Here is an 18,376-nt window from a genome sequence, read left to right on the forward strand (position 1 = left end):
GCATTGGCCACCTGCAGCACCGGTTCACCCGCCTGGCCGCCGGCAGTGGCCACCCTGAGCCCTGGGCTCGTCGGCGGCCCGGGGCCACCTGCAGCACCGGTTCACCTGCCTGGGCGCCGAGCTCGGCGGCGACCCGGGATCCCGTACTCAGCATGCACACCGACAAAACCCCACCACCACCCAGGCCCCTCCGCTCCCCGGCGCCGGCCGGGGGCCCACCGGATCACCCACCCAGCGGCCGGCAGTGGCCACCTTGAGCACCGAGCTGTAGCCCGCCGCGAAAAATGAAAAACGCAACTGGGTAAAACGATAAACAGAGCAGAGGCCACATTTATCAAACTCGGTGAATCAGAAATCACCCAGTTTGAAAAACGCTTAACAGGGGTTTAAACCTCGATTTCATAGGTTGGTAAATCAGGAGCGGGCCCTATGATAGCACCACTCTGGTAGAACGCCTTCTGGCCGATGGCCACCCCTCCCCCTCGCACCACCACCACACCGCCCCCCATCGTTTGCAGCGTCGTCGTCGTGGCACCGACAGCGGTCACGGTACCAACCAGCAAAGGGTCGGCACCGGGTACCAGCTCCAGGAACTGTTTGAACAGGTTCATACAAATCGCTCCACGCTCAGTTGTTGGCGTACCTTCATAGCCCTGTCCTGCAGCTCTGCAGAGACCCGCACGCTCCGGTTAAAACCCTTCCAGCCATCCACCGCGAGCAACGCCCCCGGCAAGATGAGTCCGGTGTCGTTCGATAGCGGCAGCTCGATGGCCTGCAGGCGCTTCGGCATGGTCTTGGCCAGGGCCACCACCCCCTGGGCACGGGCCGCCACCACATCGCACACCAGCGGGTGGGTGATGGTCGGTGCCTGTTTCTCCCCTGCCGTGCCTTGGCGCAGCACCCGGGCGCTGATGCCCTGATGACCACCACTGACCCAGACCCCGTTCGCCGCCTGCCCGGGCTGGGAGTCACTGCCCAGGGTCGTGATGATGGCGCGGGGAATGGCCATGTCGGCCAGCGCCCCGTCGAGCTGCCAGGGGACGGTCGGGTAGCGTGGCTTGATGACCAGGTGCCGGTTGCGCTGGTGCGGCAGCACGAACCCGCCTGCCGCCTCGGCCAGGTACTTGATCGCCTCGATCGGGGTCTGCTTGTCCAGGCTGAAAAAGCCTGCCGGTACCAGCCAGTCCGCTGCCTGCCAATCCAGGGTCCAGCCAAACGGCAGCAACGCCTCCGCCAGCTGGGCCATGGTAGCCAAGGCGCTCTCGCTCACCGCTTGCGCCAGTACGTGGGTCGGCGACAGATAAGCGGTGCGAGAGCGACCGGTCAGGGTCGCCGACTGCCGGGCAAAGCTCTCGCTCGACTGCCAGCCATCGCATACGCAGTCCCACTGCTGGCCGTTGACGTGGATGCTGACCTCTTCATCGTCCGTCATGGCCGCTGCCGCGACGCGCGGGATCTGGGCCGTGAACTGCCAGGCCCAGGAGTCGGTGTCGAGTTCGATGCTCAGCGAGGTGGTTGGAATATCGACCCCATCCCTCACCCGTACAATGCTTGCTGTGTTGCTCACCAGATAAACCCTCCGGGTTGGGATAACAATCTGAGCCTGTCCGAACCAGACGAACTCCAGGGAGGCGTCCCCCCGGGGCCGGCCGAACGCCAGCACCTTGGTCCGTTTGTCCGGGCGTACCGGTGGCGTCGTCGGCTTGGGCGGTGGCGACATGCCCCAGGGGGGCTGCATTGCCTCCTCCCAGCGCGACAGCCAGCCCTTGTGCAGCTGCAGGCCGAGCTGCCAGCGCTGGCCGCCCAGGGTGAAACCGAGCGGGGTGGCCTCCTGCCAGTGGTCGGCTTGCCACACCTTGTCCTGGCGCGGGGGGTTGCGAAACCCGCTCACCTGCCAGCGCCCCACCGGGGCCCCCTCGACCCAGAGCGAACGGGTCACGGCATGGCCGGGGGGCAGGCTGTCGAACCCATGGCCATTGCTTGCGTCGAGGGCCAACCCCTCATCGAACGGCACAAGCACGGTGCCATCCTCCCGGGGCAGCTGTTCGGCCAGGCCGGTCCACTCGCTCTGCAGGGGGCTGGCCTCCTGCCAATGATTCTGACAGGGGGAAGAAACGAGGGCTGGCTGCTGCCAGTCGCTTTGCACTGCCCGGGTCACCAGCGCGGCCCGCTCGAAATGATCGGTGCTGGTGTGGCTCGGCCCCCGGAACACATTGATGTCGTGGCCGGCCTCGATGGCAGGCAGCAGGGGGCGAGCCGTGCTGGCCAGGGTCGCCTCGATGACCACGGCGGCACCGATCTCGACCACCGGCTGCGGCGCCGTGGCCAGCAGGGCAGCCGGGTAAACCGGTATCACCGCCAGGCTGGCCTGGGTCGCGGGCCCCGTCCCCTGCAGTGCGCTCGGTAGCACCAGGCCCGGGGAGCAGGTCAGGCTGGGCGGCAGGCTGGTGCCCCGCAGCACGGCCGCATAGCGCTGCACCATGAGCGGGTTCAGCTCCAGGGCGGCGCTGGCCTTGCGGGCCTTCTGCAACTCCAGCCGGGCGTCGGTTCTGGCCATGCTGACCTCGTGGCTCACGGGGAGCGGTTAGGGTTCGGTAAAGATGGCGTCGTTGATGCGCACCATGGCGCCGGTGAACAGCTCACTGGCGGGGATTTCGATGTCGGCGCCGCTCTCCGGTGGCCCCACGTCGAGATCCGCCACAAAGCCCCCGTCCCGGTTGGCGATGCGCCCCCAGGCCTGGACCCCGCTGGCGGTGACCATCTGCTCGGCCAGGGGCTTGAGCGTCAGCACCCCGCCCGTCACGCTCTGGGCGCACGGGTGAGTGAACTGCAGCGTCACCAAGAGCACCTGGCTGGTGACGGCCGCCCCCGGGGCGGGGCGGGTGCCGGTGTAGATCTTGAGGGTCGCGGGCCCCGCGCTGCCCTCGTCGATGGCGGTGGCCAGCAGCTGGGCGCGGCTGGTGCGCAGGGCATCTGCATACGTGAACATAGTACCTCCTGGTGCGGCCCTATCAGGCCAGGCCGACCCCCTCACCGGGGGCGTAGGGGGTGGGGAGCTGGAAGTCGGCCGCCACGGCGTTGTAGTCGGCGGGGCCGAACGCCGGATCGTCCTGGGCGACCAGCATATAGCGGCGGTTGAGCCACAAGAGATCGAACCGGTATTTGCCATCGCTGGCGCGGCTCATGGTCTCGCCGACCAGGTTGCCCGCCTGGCCGAAGCAGAGCACCCGGCGGGCGACCCCCTCCCCGTTGATCGTGACCGTGCTCTCGATGTAGCCCTGCAGCACGTTCTGAACCCCATCCCGCAGCCAGTACCTGTCCAGCCCAGAACAAAGGAGATTCGTGTCTAGCTGGGTGGGGTTCACGGGGCCCGCATAGCCTCTGCCCTCCCCACTGACCCAAGCCACGTCCTGCGGCTGGAACACGCTGCGCGGCTCCTGATTGGCAGGGGTGAACCTCATGCGGTGGGTTCTCACCTCCCCCAAGGTGAGCGCCGAATCGAGATGCCGCCAGATAATCTTTGAGACCTGCACCGTACAGCCGTAGAGGAACAGGGCAGGCCTCAGATTAAAGTGGGTGTTATCACTGGCCTGCATGACCTGTACGTCATTGACATACAGCGTCAGGTTGGTGCCGACCTTCGTGAATTTCACCCGGTAGCTCTGGCCCACCACTAACCCGCTACCAGTGCTATTGGAGGCGGATTGAACTGAGGACTCAACCGCATTGATCCATTTACTTATCCCGAAGGTGTTATCGAGCGCAAAGAAGCGGTATCCATTAGCTTGGGTGCCCGTGGGAGTCACTAACCAACCCCCAACGTGCTTTCTACCCGCAGAGTCCGACACTATCTTGAGCGTGAGTTCACACTCGGCGTCATACTCCTGACAGGTAGGCTCCCCACTGAAAATAACGCCGCCCTGCGCGAGGCCGATGCTGGCCTGCAGGGTCTTGCTGACGGACTCGTAGGCTGCGGAGATACCCGTGCCAAAGAGGGTCGTGGGTACGTTGGGGGTAACAGCGAAATCAATCACCTTCTCGTAGACAACATCGCCAAGCGCCATGGCTTACCTCCAGGGACCTGTGAGATCAAAGCCAATCAGGGTGGGAGCATAGTTAAAACTATTCTCGTTGTAGGTGGCTTGGACAAACCGCACGATCTTGCCGGGCAGTGCTGGCATGTCTTTAAAGTTTTTACGACCCCATGCGGCTAGGTTGGCATAGGGCACCACGACCCCGGGGAGATGGCCCCGCAGGTGGTTATTGGTCTCCAGCACCATGATGGGATCCGTACACAGATAGAACCCGTTATCCGGCCCGTTGGGGACCGTCAACCCCGTACCAAATCTGGGAAATACCCCCTTCAACCACCACACGGTCGTACCATAAAGCTGATGGTAAGCTCGGGCTATGACCCTGTGACTGGACTCATCGAAGGAAAGCAAGTTGTTATACACATAAGCGTAAGAGGGTGATGAAGTCGATGCGTCCCAACGGCGCGCAGTATCATTCGCACTCTGGACACAGTATGTCGCCAAGAGCGCATGATAACGGTCACCGGGGCGCACCGAGTTGATATAGCCGAACATCAGCAATGCTTGGTAGTTGTGGGCGGCATACGCGGGCAGGAAAAAGAGCAGTTGACTGTCGCCTATGAGATCCCAGCGCCCGTCGCTGTAGCGCTTGGTCGCGGGCCAGCGATGATCGTAGATCAGGGTATAGGTATCTATGCCCACCACATCCTCGACGAGCTGGGCCTTAGCCAGATAGGCACTGCTGGTTCCTGTCCAGCCGCTGAATGCGGTGTTGTCGATACGCAAACTGACGTTGCCAGATGCCGATACATCGGTCGGGCGGTAGATGGCCACCATGCCGTCTGCACTCTCGTGGGTCAGGGTCCAGCCGAGCGGGGCCACCTTCATGGTGAGGGTGCCGCTGGCAGAAGCCCCGGGGTTGCCACCGTCCAACTCGAACCACACCTCGGTGGTGCTCACCTTCTTGACTCGGTGCTCGCCGTTGTAGGCGGCAGGGCTTGCACCGGTCACCTCAATCACCGAGTCTTTCAGGTAAGCGTGACCGCCAGAGATGGTCGCCTTGGCGGCATTCTCGGCGGCGTCCCACACCAGACTGTTAAGGGTGAGGGTGCCGAACCCGGTCACCAGCACGGCCTTGAGCAGGGCCGTCAGGGCCCCGGCGCTGGTATCCCCCAGGTTGGGGGCGCCTTGCATCTCGCTCGCATACCACTTCACGGGGAAAGTAGCCATGGTGTTCTCCAGTTGAATCAGTCAGGGTGGGGCAGATTGCCCCACTCGCATCAGTGGCTAGCGCGTCAACGGGGTGCAGGCCCTCGGCGCCGTCACTTTCCTGCACTGCTACCTGTCAGCGGTTGACGTTGCCGCGCAGCTGCAGCTCGAACTTGTCGGTTTCCTGGGCTGCCACCGACTGCAGGATGGTGCGGATCACCCAGAGCGGGTACGCCGCCGCCTGGGTGGTGAAGCGCAGCACGTTGCCGCTCGACCAGCCTGCCCCCCAGCCACGGTGATCCAGCAGGAAATAGGGCTGGCCGTTGTTGGGGTTGATGGGCGCCAAGTCGGTGTTCACGTCCCCCACCGCGATCTGGCCCACATGCTCCCCGACCAGCACAAAGTTGGTGCTGGAGTTGAAGATGATGGCCCAGCGCTCCTGCAGGGTGGCGCGGTTGGAGACCTGGATCGGGTAGTCGGTGTCGTTGTACTGCGCCGTGGACTGGTCGCCGATGAGGTAATCAGACCAGACATTGGTCCAACTCTTCTGATCGAACAGCCCGGTGTAACGCGCCCACAAGTCGCCGATGATGAGCGCACTGGACACCAGGGTGTCGGCGGCGTCATAGGCGTGGGACAAGGGCCTGGCCAGTCTGAGCCGGCCCGAGATCTCCACGTCGCTGACCAGGCTCATGTCCTCGATGCGGTGGACCACGTAGAGGGGTTCGGCGTAACCGGTCAGGTTCAAGGGGCTGGCAAGCGTCACCACGCCGCTGTCCAGGTTGACGCTGTAGAGCGCCTGGGGCAGTTGCTTGCCGTCCTTGTCCTCCACATGGGCATAAGCCAGCCGTTCGCGGCCGGTGTTGAGCTGCTGCCCGGCACTGACCCCCATCGGGAAGGCGGCCTTGCGGGTGCTGTGCACCACCACGATGTTGCCGGTGCGGATGAACGGCACCCGGCCATCGGACGGCAGCCGCACCGGATCCAGCCCGATGATGTCGGCATCGAGCGGCAGATAGCTGAACACCACGCAGTTGAACCGGATGGTGTCGGCCACCACGCTGAGCGGGCGCCAGATCTTGCCGTCCTCCCCCACCTGCTCGGCGTCATACCAGGGCTGCCCCTCGTTGCCGGCGGCCGTGACCTTGCGGCCAAAGCGCACCCACACCACCCCGGTCTGGTAGTTCACCCGGCCATCCATGTCGGTGGTGGTGAAATAGCCGTCCCCGTCTGCCGTCGCCTCGATGCGCCGCCCGGTGGCGGTGTTGGCACTGAGGTAGAGGCTGCCCGGGGCCACCGGGGCCCCGGGGGTGCGGAAGGTCACCGCATCCACCGACTGAACGCTGAACGAGGTGGCCAGGGACTGCAGCGACGGCTGGGCCCCCTGCCCTGCCGCCCAGTCGGCCAGCACCGCCAGCCCGTTGCTGTAGTCGATGGTGCCCGCCTGGATGCCGGCACCGGTCTCCGGGTCAGGGTTGCGGTAGAGCAACCCCTGGCGGTCCACGTAGGTGCTGCCCCCCAGGGTGAAGCGCATCGAGCCCTCCAGGATCGCCTCGGCATAGCCCGGGGTCACGTCGATCCGCAGCGCCTGGGCGGTCAGGGTGGCATTCTGCGCCAGGGCGCTGTTGTTGTTGCGGTAGGTCACATCGACCCAGCCCCCCTCGCCATCGGGGAAGGTGTAGGCGGTGTTGACGTACTGGAAGCCTGTCAGGGTCCAGCGCATGTCGGTGTACCAGGTGCCCGTCACCGGGTCCTGATGGCTGCCCGCCGGCACCCAGGCATAGGTGGGTTCTGGCAGCAGGGCGGTGCCGTCCGGCATGAAATGCAGGGTGCCGGCGCCGTAGTCGATGGCGCCCAGCACGTTGCCGCTGGCGTCTTTCAGGTTGCCCTGCCCATCGTCCTGCAGCGTGATGATGGGGTCCTTCTTCTCGATGGAGAGGATCCGCTCATCGGCCGCCACGATGTTGTAAAGCGCGTTGAACTTCACCCGCACCGACCCCGGGGTGAGGTTGAGCGCACCGCCGCCGTCACCGTCCAGGGTGATGGAGAGGTGCCCCACCTGGCCGGGGGTGCTGAGGCGCCCGGGCTCGATGTGGCGCTCGGTCACCGGCTCGCCGTACTGGTACTGGGCCACGTACTCCTGGCCCAGCGCCGGCAGGGTGATGTGCTCCAGATCGATGATGCCCTCGGCATAGTCGATGGTGCCGGTGATGTCGCCCCGGATCCGCCCATCCCCCACCGCATCGTTGGCAGTCAGGCCCGCGCCCCAGGTCAGGATCAGGCTCTTGGGGGTGATGCCGGTGTGGGGCAGCTGCCAGGCGCTCTTGCTGATGCTGATGGCCTGGCCGCTGCGGTTGGTGTAGTTGACCGGGGTGGCCCAGCTGAACAGGATCGCCGTGTCCACGTCCGGCAGCGCCCCCAGGGTCAGCATGACCGAGCCGGTGGCCAGATTGACCACACCGGACCCGTATGACCTGTCTGCCCCGAACAGCTCGCCCCGGCCGTTGTCCTTCAAGTCGTACCATTTGCCTTGCGCCATGAACGACACCGTCAGGGTGCCCGGCGCCGGGGTCGGCTGCAGGGTGATGGTGTAGGCATAGCCCCGGTTGTTGGCCTTGATCTCGATCTGGGCCGTGTCGGCGATACGCGACGGGCGGGCCGCCGGCCAGAAACTGACGCTCTTGCTCGCGGTGCCGTAGTTCGGGCACTGGGCGTTGAACTCCAGCTGGCCCCGGCCATAGTCGATAGCCCCCACCACAGACCCGGCGACAACCAGCTCGCCCCCCTTGTCGGTGATGGTTGCCGCGCCGATGGTGATGCTGAGCGTCCCCGGCTTGACGCCGGTGCCGAGGAACAGGCCCCGACTCGGGGCGATGCTGGCAACGGTCGAGAAGGTGACCAGGGCCTTGCCGGAATCCACCAGGCTGGCCAGCTCGCCGGCAGCGGTCAGATCCACCGCCGGGGTCTCGCTCCTGGCCGCCGGCACCAGCTGGGTGAAGATGGTCTTGGCCTTCACCTGCATGGCCCCGAACGCCGCATTTTCCGCGAGCTTGGTGGTGGCGAAGTAGTTGGCCGCATCGGCCACCACGGTCTCGCGCAGGGCGGTTTTGAGGTTGGTCACCACGTCATAGGGGGTCGGCTGCTCCCCCTCGAAGGTGTAGCGCAGCGGATCCGCCAGCTTGCAGGTCACCACGTTGCGGGTGAACTCGGGCACCCCGGGGATCTGGAACTTGGCCAGTTGCTGGGTCACCTCCAGCACCCGCACATACTGCTCGAACTCGCCGGCCTTGCCCTCGTTGCCGACCAGCACCAGGGTCTCCCCCACCTCCGGCAGGCGCACCTCGACGCGCTGGAAGAAGCGGATCGCCCGCTGCCCTTCCAGCTGGGTGTCGTACAGAAAGCCGCGCCACTTGGGCCCACGGGCCAGGTAGCGCTCCAGCACGTCGCGGGCCTCGGCGCGGGTGTCGTGGTGATCCCCGGTGCTCATCAGGCACAGGCCCACGTTGGGGTCGCTCGGCGGCAGCAGCACAGTAGTGTTGGCGCCGTAATAGGTGTCGGTGTTGTCGGTCTGCACCGTCAAGAAGGCCTTGCGCAGGTTGACCACCCCATAGGCGCGGTCGAGATCGCTGATGTCGGGGAACAGGCTGTTGTGCTCGCCACTGACGATCTCGTGGCCGGTCACCCGGCCGCCGCCATCGGGGGTGTCCGTCAGGCGCTGGCTGCCGAGCAGCTTGATGTCGCCGGAAAGAATGCTCATCGGATCACCTCGGTGAAGTTAAGGGTCAAGGCATAGGGCTCACCCGCCTCGGGGTCGGCCATCTCGATCAACGGGGTGGCCACGATGCCGGGCCTGCGCCAGAACACCTCCCGCTGCAGTCCATCCAGCAGGGTCAGGGTCATCAGCTGGGCCACCTGGGCCTCCAGCGCCTTGAGTGCGAGCACGGTGGCGCGGGGGCAATGACCCACCAGAGTGATGGGGCGCCCCTCCGGTTTGGCCGTTTCCTCGACCAGGAGAGCGCCAGAGAGCGTCGGCGTGACCACTTGCTCGACGGGGGCCCAATCGAACTCGTCGCGCCAGATGAGATCATCGGGCAGGTGCAGCCCGTTTAAGGTGACGTTCATGAGCGCAGTCCCTGCTGTTTAAGGAGGTTGATAAGGGCGGCGGCATTGGCCTCATCGGCCTGCACCTCGGCCTTGGCACCGTTCGATGCACGCAACTCGATGATGATCCGCTGGGGTTGCCCCGGATTGAACGAGGTTTGGGGCAGGCTTGATGGCCTGGCTTGGCCGGCGGCCGAAGTGGGGGCTTGCGCCTGCTGGGTCTCTTTCGCCTGGGCTTTGCTCAGTTCCTGCTGGAGCTTAGTGCGCATGGCCTCCATCTCCTTCTGGAATTTCTCGCCGTAATACTTGCTCCACTCGCTATAGGCGGGAATGTCCCTGACCTTCTGGCTGTAGCGGGCCAGCTCCTCTTCCACGCCGGCGAGGGTATTGGCCAGGGCATCGGCGTTGCCGCGCAGGTTGTTGATGTCCACGGTCTTGTAGAAGAACGAGCCGGCCCCCACGCTGCGGGTGACCTCCCCCCGGCCACTGCCCGCACCGCCCCCGCCACCGGCCGAGGCCACGGCGTTGCCGGTCTGCTCCGCCTCATCCTGTACGCCACGAAGGCCCGAGCGCATGGCATCGGTGGCACTCTTGGCCCTGGCGGCCGCCGAGTCGAAGCCATCGCCGATCGCCGCCACCGCCTGTTTGGCGTCACCGCTGCCCCCCTTCACCTTGCTCATGGCGTCAGCCGCGATGGCCATGGAGCGGGTGATGCCATCCCCGGTGAGCTGGCCCTGCTTGGTCATTGCCTTCATGCGCTCGATCACCGCGTCGATCTCGGCCTTGTTCTTCGCCTGGTTGAACGCTGCCGCCAGGTACTCCTCACAGGCCGCCGAACTGGAGCCGCTGTGCTGCACCAGGGTATCCAGGGCGCTGAGGGTCTCCTTGAAGCTCTCGCCGATACGGCCATTGGCCCGCTCGAAGTCCAGCCCCAGGGTCTGGGCTGCCTTGCCCAACGTGGCGGGGAGCTCTGCCGCCGTTTTCCTGGCGACGGCGTTGATCTCATCCAGGTAGTCGCGGGTCTGCTTGGCCTCAGTGCCGAGCGCCTGAACGGCGGCGGCCCCCGCTCGCCAACTGCCGGTGGCCTCGTCGTAATGTACCTTGCCCTCGGCGACCAGGCGGTCGAGATCCGCCATGCTGGTGATAGCCACTCCCAACTCGGCAGAGAGGGCAGCCAGTTGGCCATTGAGCTGAGCCTGGGTCTGCGCACGCAGCGCCTGGGATTCTCGCAGCGCCAGCTCGGCCTGCATCCACTCCTTGAGGGCGGTGGCCAGACGGATGATCTGGAATATCGACTCGACAGTGACGGCGGCCAGCAACCCCTTGATCGCCATCCCAAGAGCTTGCATCCCGATAGAGGCGGCGGCCGCTGCCGTCCCTGCCGTGGTCATGCCCCCCGCCGCCGTGGCCGTCGCCGCCGGCAGGGCGATGAACTGACCATAGAGGCCGCGCAGATCGGCAATCCAGCCCGCGATTTTCAGGCCATACCAAGCCTGGGCCATCACCAGCAGGGCATCTCGCCAGGCATAGACGGTCTGGATGAAGGCCTTGATGGATTCCCCAAGCCCGACGATGCCGTCGGAGAGGCGCTGGGCCCACGCCTGCAGGCGGCCATCCTGGGCCATCTGGTCGAATTCACGGTTCAGGCTGGCCAGCTGGTTCTTGAGCCAGGTCAGCGCCCCGTTCTCCGCCACCATGCGGTAGAACTTGGCCAGGTTGTCCTGGGCGTTGGAGATAAGCCCCGAGAGCAGGCTCATGTTGTTGGCCGCAGCTCCGCTCGACTGGGCGGCGATCTCGTTCATTAGCGCCTGGATAGTGTCCCGGCCGAGCTTGCCCGCTTCCGAGAGCTTCTGCAGCTCGGCGGTGTTCTTGCCGGTGACCTGCTCCAGCAGTTGCCACACCGGCACCCCGCGTTCGATAAGCTGCAGGATCTCTTCACCCTGCAGCTTCTGCTTGGCCCAGGCCTGGCCGAGGGCCAGGGAGATGCCCTGCACTTCCTCAAATCCGCCGCCCAGCTTGTAAGCCTGATCGACGATGCCCTGCATCGAACCGTTCATGGGATCGATGCCAAAGGCCTTCAGGCGCACGAAGACCTGGGTCACCTCGTCGAGCTGCAGCGGGGTGTTCTTGGCGAAGTCCTGGATCCAGGCAGACGCCTCTTTGCCACCGGCAATCGACCCCATCACCGCCTTGAGCTGCACACTGAGCCGCTCGGCCTGATCGCCGGTTTGGAACATGGCCATCAGTTGGGTGGTGAGGGTCTGGATACCGAACCAGGTACCGGCCATCGCCACCAGGCGGCCGGTCAGGCTACCGATGGCTCCCTGGAAGCCGCCAGCGCCTTGCGCTCCCTGCACCAGGGAACGCCCCAGCCGTTCGGTTTGGGCCGCGCTCTCGCGCAGTTCGCGCTGCAGTCTGTTCTGTTCCTGGGCAAGGTTGCGGGTATCGATCCCAGCTTGGGATAGGCCCCCACGCAGGCGGCCAACTTCGCTGTGCTGGGCAATCAGCTGGCGCTCCAGCTGCTTGACCTCGGAAGCCAGCAGTCGCTCCTGGTCGGTGAGCTGGCGGGCGCTACCTGCCGCCCCCTGCTGCTCGCGGCGCAGTTCGGCCAACTTATCCCGGGAGAGTATGGTGGCCAGTTCGAGCTGGGTCAGGGCGCGGCCGCTGGCCTCGAACTGAGCGATCAGGTCGCGCTGCTGGGTCAATCCTTCCAGGGTTTGCGCCAGGCGCTCGGTCTCGGCGGCAGTCTCGTCAGAGAGTGGGCCCAACTCCTGCACCTGCCCCGCCAGCGCGGCCAGATCCTCGCGGCCGGTGACTTTGGCCGCGAGTTCTAACGCGAGTTTTAGGTTGGAAGAGGTAGACATGGGCATTCCTGAGAGATTCAGATATGCCCCATGGTAAAGAGATGACAAGATGGGAGGGTTTATGGCCAATTACTGAGATATATCATAGAAAAACCATCCTTTGCCGAGTATGATTTGCTGAAAGATGAATGCCCCAGATTTCCTTTCTTCTCCCCGTCGGTGAAGCCACATTATTGATTGATTAGTTGATGTTGTTCATGAATAACTCATCTCACTCTTTCCCCTTAGCCCACAAGCAATTAATATGACCGAGTGGCAGTTTCACCTCAGCTTTCACAGTCAGAGGGAGCTAGGCGAATATGTAATGCTTTAGAGATAATTTGGTAGTGCAATGATTTAAAGCTTATTTTCGTGGTAATGATTAAGGTGAGGTGGAATTATATGAAAGACTATACTATCGGATTAGCCCCATCTCCTATCTCATCGCTATTTAGCAGTACAATTACCGCCCACTTTAATCCGCAACAATAACATTCATAATGAGAAGGGAAATTAAATGGGAACTTCGATAGAGCTACGCCTTGGAAACGTCTCCCTATCATATTCTAAAAATAGCATGGGGAAAGATTATGGATTTTTATTTCAGAATGGTGATCTAAGACGTGATAAATCAGAAGTAATAAACTACGGAGATGATGAAGAGCATCCAGAAGAAGAACCGGACCTTGGTGAAGCAGAGGAGATTTTTGCTAGAAAATTGTCTCGCGTTATACCTAGACTTAATTTACTAGGTTATACGCTTGAGAATGCACGCACTGAATATCAATCAGTAGTCTCATATGCAGAAGAAATATCAGATATTTGTGATGCGGCAAATTCTGTTAAAAAACATCTCACTTTTGAAGAATTCTGCAACTTGGCATGTCGTTATCCGCTAGCCGAGTTAAATGATGATTATGTCAATCACAATATGCCATCCCGAGACATAATCTCTCAGGGGCGTTTTGCCGATGACATCGACTTGTTTGATCGCATTCCTTGGAATGAGAACTCAAATCTTTATTGGTCTGAAGCCAGTTACCTTTCTGCGAATGTTTGCATTCTCAGCGCGGAATCTATGCTGCAGATCTTTGCCCTAAATGAAGCGAATACAGACGTTGAGGTTAGATGGGCTTTTGGTCATATTGTCTACGCGGGCTGGGTCGAACGCGAAGCATTCCGAGCTGGAGCGATACAAAAGCAAAAGGTTCTGATCGCTACTGAAGGTTCATCAGACGCGCGCATTATTCGACGAGTACTTGATGTCCTACGCCCTGACGTAGCTGATTTTTTCAATTTCATAGATGTCGATGAGAGCCATCCCTTCTGGGGAACTGGTAACCTTGTGAAATTCGCAGAGGGACTTTTACGAATAGAAGTTCTTAATCAGGTGTTATTTGTTTTCGATAACGATGCAGAGGGTGTTGATGCTTTTCGTAAGCTTGAGAGGTTGAACCTTCCATCCAACATGAGAGCAATGCTACTGCCTGACCTTGAGGAATTAAGAGATTTTAAAACTCTCGGGCCTGAAGGTATTAACACCTCTGATATCAATGGGCGGGCAGCAGCAATTGAGTGCTATCTTGACCTTCATTTAGATCAATACCCCCCAGCTCAAATTACATGGAGTAACTTCAAAAAAGATATCGAAGCATGGCATGGTGTATTGGATTTCAAAGAGTCCTACTCAAAGCATTTCTACGATCAGTCCGAGGATATGCTGAGAAATGGTAGTTATGACACATCTAAATTATTAAAATTAATAGATGCGTTAATCCGAGAGTCAGGGTTGGTAATTCCTGTTATTTAAGCTTTCCCCTTTGCTCTTCATATCTGCGTATAGTAGTTCGTAGATTCGATTAGCGAAGCGTAATCTGACGTCCAAGGAAAAGCAAAGCGGCGGCCCCCCCGCCGCTGCTTATTCCCCAACCCTTACGCCGTCTCCGGCCGATCCACATAGAAAGGCGCATCTTCGCCGTCCAGGGCCAGCAGCTCCCCCTCCAGTTCGATCTCGATGGGCTTGTCGCTCAGGAAGTCCACCGCCTTCTTGGGGGCCAGACTGGCGCGGGGCACTGTCAGGATAATGGACTCCCCACCGATCACACTGCGCCCATCCAGGGTGAGCTTCGCCTTCACCTCCGGCTGCACGTTGCCGGCAATGCGGGTGCCGGTGACGGCGTTATAGCTGGCGCTGACGGTCACGGGCCCACCGTCTGCCACCGCGCCTGTCTTGGTGGCCCGCAGCAGCCCCAGGGCATAGTTGATCTCGAAGTCGGTACCGAGCACCAGCGGCGTGGCCCCTTCCGTCACCACCAGGCCGGTGGCCGAGAGGTTGGTTTTGCCCAGGCTCACCCACTTGGGGTGCGCCAGCAGGGTCACCGGCACCTCGGTCAGCGTCCCCGCCCCCTGGTTGATGGGGCTCTCCAGCCCCATAAAGGCGGCGGCCAGCAGCACCGGCGGGATCTCGCTGGTCTTGATGTTGACCGTGGCAGGCTTGGGCACGAAGTAGCTTTCCCGGGCCTGACCCAGCTTGTGCTTGCGCTTGCTCGGGATACTGATCTTCTCGCTGTCCGGTTTGACTTCCAGGCTGTTGACGTCCACCGGGCCAATCACCCCGTTCGAGACGTTGTTGGTGAAGGTCTCGATATAGAGATCCCCTTCCAGGTGCAGTGTTTCGCTCATGACCGTTCTCCCTTGAATTTCACTGTCGTCTTGAAGGCGAGGGGCAGATAGACCACCCCACCCTTGTAGCTCGGCTTGACCGGTGCGCTTTCACGCCGAAAGGTACTGTCACCGCAGGCCCGACCGGCCACGGCCTGCAACATGCGCCCCAGCCACACCCCGGCGCTGGCCTCCTTGGGGGTGGCCCTATGCACCAACACCAGCAGCCAAACCTGGTCAAACGCGCTTTGCCGCCCGCTTTGGCTGCTCTCGTTCTCTCGCTCTCCCTGGTAAATTACATGAATGGCCGGGGTGTGCTGCCCCAGGTTGGCCACCGCCTCCAGGTCGGTGGCCACAAACACCTCCTTGAGCCCTTGCCCTTTCAAGGGCAGCAGCAGCTCGCGCAGCCGCTCCCCCGCCGCCAGGTAGTCGAGTTCAGGCGTGGGGGCACTCATAGGAAGCCCCCAGTTCCCCGGCCAAAGATCCGGCCATCGGACTGCAGCTGGGCCAGGTTCTGGCTCTCCACCTGCTCGCCGTCTGCCGCGAGGCCCAGCGCCAGCTCTCCCTTGCCCACCGATTTGAGGAAGGCCAGGGCCGCCTCATAGCGCTTGGCGATCTGCTCCGGCGCCTGCTCGCCATAGAGGCGGTGGCGGGCGATATCGGCGCAGATGGGCACCAGGGCGCTCGGCACATGGGCCAGCGGCAGCGGGTAGCGTCCCGCCAGGTAGCCATCGATCAGGGCGCTGGCGTCCTGCAGGGCGACGGTGATCGCCGCGTCATCCAGCTCGCCGGCCGGGGTCATAGCGAGGCGCAACAGCTCCGCCTCGCCAAAGCGGGTCACCATATCGCTGACGCTGGCGTAGCTCATTTGCCTTTGCTCTTGCTGCTGGCGGGTGCGGCCGCAGGCTCTGCCGCATCAGGGGCCGGGCTCAGGCCGCCCACTGCTGCGTCCAGATCCCCGTTCGTCTGCGGTGCATCAGCCGACGCGAGGGCGACGTCTTCACCCAGGCGGGTGACCACCAGGCGCGGATCGGCCTCCAGGGTCTCGCACTGCACAGGCGACACAGCCAGCTCAGACTTACCAGGTGCAATCGCCAGGGCCGCGCGATAATAGACCTGACGAACCGTCGATGTGATGCCAACTCGAATAGCCTGTTCCATCTCGTGTTCCATCTCATGTTTCCCTCTGTCTCGTTCAATCCAGGATCCGGTTTAAACGGGGGTTAAACGCCCACACTCGCTCGTTTAACCCTGCCGTTAAACAGCGCTTACAGGTAGTCCGCCACCACCAGTTCCAGCTTGCCCTTGAGCTCGTTGCTGGAGCTGCTTTCCAGCTCGCGCTCCAGCATCTTGGTCGCCAACTTCTCCAGGGCGGGCGGCACCACCAGCAGGGTCGGCTTGATACCAAGCTTGCGGCCGCCGTCCGCCTGGAACTCCCGCATCCGGCTGTAGGCATCCCACAGGTTGTCGGGGGTCAGCGCCCGCTTGTTGGCGAACGCCAGCTGCCAGAAGCCAAAGCCGGCGGCGTCGCGGCAGTCCACCCCGTAGCGGAACTCCTTGCGGGTGAACACCGCCTCGTCGTCGATCTTGGTCATGGCGATGAGCTCGGGGGACTTGCGATCCTGGAAGATGATCGGCTTGAGGGCGCGGCTGGTATCGAGCAGGAACCAGGGCTCGCCGGTATAGGCGCCATCCACCACCAGGTTGGCCACCAGCGCCGGGGTGCCGGTGCCATCGACCTTGGGATAGACCGGGTGATCGGTATCGAAGAAATACTGGGCGTCGTAGCAGGGTGTGGTGAAACCGGCTCCCAGCAAACCGAAACAGAGCTCGTCGGGATGTACCCCGGCCGAGCGCCCCATCTCGGCGAACAGCGGGGCATAGATGCCCAGCTCGTCGTCCGCGATATCGTTGCGATCGACGGCCACGGTGGCTTCGAAGTCCTCGTTGACGATCTGGTAACCGTGGGTCTTCATCGACTCGATCACCCGATCCCCGACCCACTTGCGCAAGCTCGGGAACTTGCCGAGCCAGCCATAGGTGTTGGACTTGGTGGTCGATTTGATCACGGTGGCGATCTTGGTGTACTGGGTCGGCGCCTCGCTCTTGGCGTCCTCAAAGTTCTTCTTGAAGCCGGTGAAGAGGGACTGCAGCAGCGCGGGTGTAATCATGGCCATGGTCTATTCCTTCTCTGGTTAAACGGAACTGCCTTCGCGTGAAACGGGGCTTGCTCAGGCCTTGGCCTTGGCAAAGTCCTCGTGGCTGATGCCGAGCTGGTCGGCGGCGTACTTGTCCTCGGCCGAGAGCACGGCCTCCCCCTTCTTCTCCGGCAGGGTGACGGCAGCGGTCTGGCTCGCCGTGAGCGCGGCGATGGCCGGGCGCGGCTCCAGCAGGGCCTTGAGGGCGGCCACCCCCTTCTGGGCGGCATAGGCGGTCAGGTACTCCTCTTCGGCCGCCACCACCTTGCCTGCGGTGCGGGCCTCCTTGATGAGGGTCGCGGCATCGGTGGTGTCCACCTGGGCGGTCAGGGCCGCCACCTGGGTGACCAGGGCGTTATAGGTCGCCACCGGCACGTATTGCGCCAGGTCAACCTGGGCTCCTTGTTGTACTGAGGTCGTCTGCGCCTTGAGCGCGGCCAGAGCGGTCTTCTCGGCCGAGAGCGCGGCCTCCAGCTCCGGCGCCTTCTTGGCGCTGGCCTGCAGGCTGTCGAGCTCGGTAAGCGCCTTCTGCAGTTGCTCGTCGGTCGGGTCACCGGTCAGCTCGATGCCGAGCTTGGCCAGCAGCTTTTTCAGCAGTTCATTCATGGAGTTCTCCTTGGTGAGGGTGGCCGGCTGGCCGGGTTGGATCGGTTGAGCACTCAAGGCCGCCAGCGCCTGCATACCCACCACCCCGGGATCGTTGGTGATGGCGGTCATGCGCAGCTCCAGGGGGCGGCCCTGGGCGTCATAGGGGAATACGGCAGAGAGGAAGCGATACTCTTTGGCAGCGACCAGGGCGGCGGCCCGCTCGGTCCAGCGGGGTTTGATAAAGAGTCCCTCCCCCTCGCGCCACTCGATTTCGTCGCCGTTGTACCACCCGGCCGCCGGAGCGGGCTGGCCGTTCTGATCCACCTTGAGGGTTTGGTGGTCGTAGTCGATGAGGATGTCTTGACCGAGCGCCTTGGCCCGGTTGATCAGGGTAGTGGCGATGGTCTTGTCGAGCTGCCAGTGGCCACCAGGCACATCGAAGGGGCGGCCATCCCTGGCCTTGAACGGGCCCACCGGCAGTAACTGGTGCCAACCGTCGTCGCTCGGGCCAAGCACCGCATCGAGCACGGCCAGCCCCAGGGTAGTGGGTCTGGCATTCAAGATGGCCACGGCAATCGCAGATGGGGGCATCACTCTTACTCCGGCTGGACATAGCAAAAATCACTGGTGCCAGTGTCAGGGAGGAGAGAGAGGGGTGGGGTTTATGGTGGGTTACTGCAACAGCAGGGGGTGCCGGTACTGTTTAAGGGTGTTTAAACACCGTTTTGCTGGGCCAAGAGCG

The 18,376-nt window shown here is 62.7% G+C and carries 15 protein-coding genes; 1 reads left to right on the forward strand and 14 read right to left on the reverse strand.

All coding sequences use genetic code 11. The features are described 5' to 3' along the window. Positions 1–386 precede the first annotated feature (386 nt). The 8 genes from PG887_RS16445 to PG887_RS16480 all read right to left on the reverse strand — a co-directional run bounded on the left by PG887_RS16445 (position 387) and on the right by PG887_RS16480 (position 12,208). Positions 387–611 carry a hypothetical protein gene (locus tag PG887_RS16445; protein WP_109113040.1) on the reverse strand — a complete coding sequence of 75 codons (225 nt, stop codon included), beginning with the start codon at positions 609–611 and terminating at the stop codon, positions 387–389. Continuing rightward, complete coding sequence (locus tag PG887_RS16450; protein WP_210538351.1) at positions 608–2,557, reverse strand: hypothetical protein; 1,950 nt, start codon at positions 2,555–2,557, stop codon at positions 608–610. The genes PG887_RS16445 and PG887_RS16450 overlap by 4 nt, the downstream gene beginning before the upstream one ends. A gap of 27 nt (positions 2,558–2,584) precedes the next feature. Beyond that, on the reverse strand, positions 2,585–2,989 hold the full coding sequence (locus tag PG887_RS16455) for a hypothetical protein (RefSeq protein WP_210538350.1): 405 nt from the start codon (positions 2,987–2,989) through the stop codon (positions 2,585–2,587). Between the two features lie 22 nt (positions 2,990–3,011). Next, positions 3,012–4,064, reverse strand: coding sequence for a hypothetical protein (locus PG887_RS16460; RefSeq protein ID WP_236748028.1), 1,053 nt, complete (start codon positions 4,062–4,064; stop codon positions 3,012–3,014). Between the two features lie 3 nt (positions 4,065–4,067). Further along, complete coding sequence (locus PG887_RS16465) at positions 4,068–5,264, reverse strand: hypothetical protein (protein ID WP_210538349.1); 1,197 nt, start codon at positions 5,262–5,264, stop codon at positions 4,068–4,070. Positions 5,265–5,379: 115 nt separating this feature from the next. After that, positions 5,380–9,000 (reverse strand): curculin (mannose-binding) lectin protein, encoded by a 3,621-nt coding sequence (locus PG887_RS16470; protein ID WP_210538348.1) that lies wholly within the window; start codon positions 8,998–9,000, stop codon positions 5,380–5,382. Continuing rightward, entirely contained in the window at positions 8,997–9,365 is a 369-nt protein-coding gene (locus tag PG887_RS16475) for a hypothetical protein (protein WP_180907223.1), read from the reverse strand. The genes PG887_RS16470 and PG887_RS16475 overlap by 4 nt, the downstream gene beginning before the upstream one ends. Continuing rightward, the gene (locus PG887_RS16480; protein WP_210538347.1) at positions 9,362–12,208 is read right to left on the reverse strand and encodes a tape measure protein; all 2,847 of its coding nucleotides are present in this window, start codon (positions 12,206–12,208) and stop codon (positions 9,362–9,364) included. The genes PG887_RS16475 and PG887_RS16480 overlap by 4 nt, the downstream gene beginning before the upstream one ends. Before the next feature lie 496 nt (positions 12,209–12,704). On the opposite strand from PG887_RS16480, the gene PG887_RS16485 reads away from it, so the two are divergent. After that, positions 12,705–13,997: a HEPN/Toprim-associated domain-containing protein gene (locus PG887_RS16485; RefSeq protein WP_210538346.1), complete on the forward strand. Its 1,293-nt coding sequence runs from the start codon at positions 12,705–12,707 to the stop codon at positions 13,995–13,997. Positions 13,998–14,119: 122 nt separating this feature from the next. On the opposite strand, the gene PG887_RS16490 is transcribed toward PG887_RS16485, so the two are convergent. The 6 genes from PG887_RS16490 to PG887_RS16515 all read right to left on the reverse strand — a co-directional run bounded on the left by PG887_RS16490 (position 14,120) and on the right by PG887_RS16515 (position 18,225). After that, the gene (locus PG887_RS16490; RefSeq protein ID WP_210538345.1) at positions 14,120–14,869 is read right to left on the reverse strand and encodes a hypothetical protein; all 750 of its coding nucleotides are present in this window, start codon (positions 14,867–14,869) and stop codon (positions 14,120–14,122) included. After that, positions 14,866–15,303, reverse strand: a complete 438-nt coding sequence (locus PG887_RS16495; protein ID WP_210538344.1) for a phage tail terminator protein — start codon at positions 15,301–15,303, stop codon at positions 14,866–14,868. The genes PG887_RS16490 and PG887_RS16495 overlap by 4 nt, the downstream gene beginning before the upstream one ends. Further along, complete coding sequence (locus tag PG887_RS16500; RefSeq protein ID WP_210538343.1) at positions 15,300–15,716, reverse strand: gp436 family protein; 417 nt, start codon at positions 15,714–15,716, stop codon at positions 15,300–15,302. Before PG887_RS16500 ends, PG887_RS16495 begins: the two co-directional genes overlap by 4 nt. Beyond that, complete coding sequence (locus tag PG887_RS16505; protein WP_210538342.1) at positions 15,713–16,021, reverse strand: HI1506-related protein; 309 nt, start codon at positions 16,019–16,021, stop codon at positions 15,713–15,715. Before PG887_RS16505 ends, PG887_RS16500 begins: the two co-directional genes overlap by 4 nt. A 95-nt stretch (positions 16,022–16,116) precedes the next feature. Further along, positions 16,117–17,025, reverse strand: coding sequence for a Mu-like prophage major head subunit gpT family protein (locus tag PG887_RS16510; RefSeq protein ID WP_202014440.1), 909 nt, complete (start codon positions 17,023–17,025; stop codon positions 16,117–16,119). A gap of 54 nt (positions 17,026–17,079) precedes the next feature. Then, complete coding sequence (locus PG887_RS16515; RefSeq protein ID WP_210538341.1) at positions 17,080–18,225, reverse strand: phage protease; 1,146 nt, start codon at positions 18,223–18,225, stop codon at positions 17,080–17,082. Positions 18,226–18,376: the final 151 nt, after the last annotated feature.

Origin of the sequence: Aeromonas sp. QDB14, assembly GCF_027707845.1 — a bacterium.
Lineage (GTDB): Bacteria > Pseudomonadota > Gammaproteobacteria > Enterobacterales > Aeromonadaceae > Aeromonas > Aeromonas caviae.

What these genes read in the sequence shown, in the direction of transcription:
- PG887_RS16445 (WP_109113040.1), bottom strand. Translation starts at nt 611, where the DNA reads ATGAACCTGTTCAAACAGTTCCTGGAGCTGGTACCCGGTGCCGACCCT.
- PG887_RS16450 (WP_210538351.1), bottom strand. Translation starts at nt 2,557, where the DNA reads ATGGCCAGAACCGACGCCCGGCTGGAGTTGCAGAAGGCCCGCAAGGCC.
- PG887_RS16455 (WP_210538350.1), bottom strand. Translation starts at nt 2,989, where the DNA reads ATGTTCACGTATGCAGATGCCCTGCGCACCAGCCGCGCCCAGCTGCTG.
- PG887_RS16460 (WP_236748028.1), bottom strand. Translation starts at nt 4,064, where the DNA reads ATGGCGCTTGGCGATGTTGTCTACGAGAAGGTGATTGATTTCGCTGTT.
- PG887_RS16465 (WP_210538349.1), bottom strand. Translation starts at nt 5,264, where the DNA reads ATGGCTACTTTCCCCGTGAAGTGGTATGCGAGCGAGATGCAAGGCGCC.
- PG887_RS16470 (WP_210538348.1), bottom strand. Translation starts at nt 9,000, where the DNA reads ATGAGCATTCTTTCCGGCGACATCAAGCTGCTCGGCAGCCAGCGCCTG.
- PG887_RS16475 (WP_180907223.1), bottom strand. Translation starts at nt 9,365, where the DNA reads ATGAACGTCACCTTAAACGGGCTGCACCTGCCCGATGATCTCATCTGG.
- PG887_RS16480 (WP_210538347.1), bottom strand. Translation starts at nt 12,208, where the DNA reads ATGTCTACCTCTTCCAACCTAAAACTCGCGTTAGAACTCGCGGCCAAA.
- PG887_RS16485 (WP_210538346.1), top strand. Translation starts at nt 12,705, where the DNA reads ATGGGAACTTCGATAGAGCTACGCCTTGGAAACGTCTCCCTATCATAT.
- PG887_RS16490 (WP_210538345.1), bottom strand. Translation starts at nt 14,869, where the DNA reads ATGAGCGAAACACTGCACCTGGAAGGGGATCTCTATATCGAGACCTTC.
- PG887_RS16495 (WP_210538344.1), bottom strand. Translation starts at nt 15,303, where the DNA reads ATGAGTGCCCCCACGCCTGAACTCGACTACCTGGCGGCGGGGGAGCGG.
- PG887_RS16500 (WP_210538343.1), bottom strand. Translation starts at nt 15,716, where the DNA reads ATGAGCTACGCCAGCGTCAGCGATATGGTGACCCGCTTTGGCGAGGCG.
- PG887_RS16505 (WP_210538342.1), bottom strand. Translation starts at nt 16,021, where the DNA reads ATGGAACACGAGATGGAACAGGCTATTCGAGTTGGCATCACATCGACG.
- PG887_RS16510 (WP_202014440.1), bottom strand. Translation starts at nt 17,025, where the DNA reads ATGGCCATGATTACACCCGCGCTGCTGCAGTCCCTCTTCACCGGCTTC.
- PG887_RS16515 (WP_210538341.1), bottom strand. Translation starts at nt 18,225, where the DNA reads ATGCCCCCATCTGCGATTGCCGTGGCCATCTTGAATGCCAGACCCACT.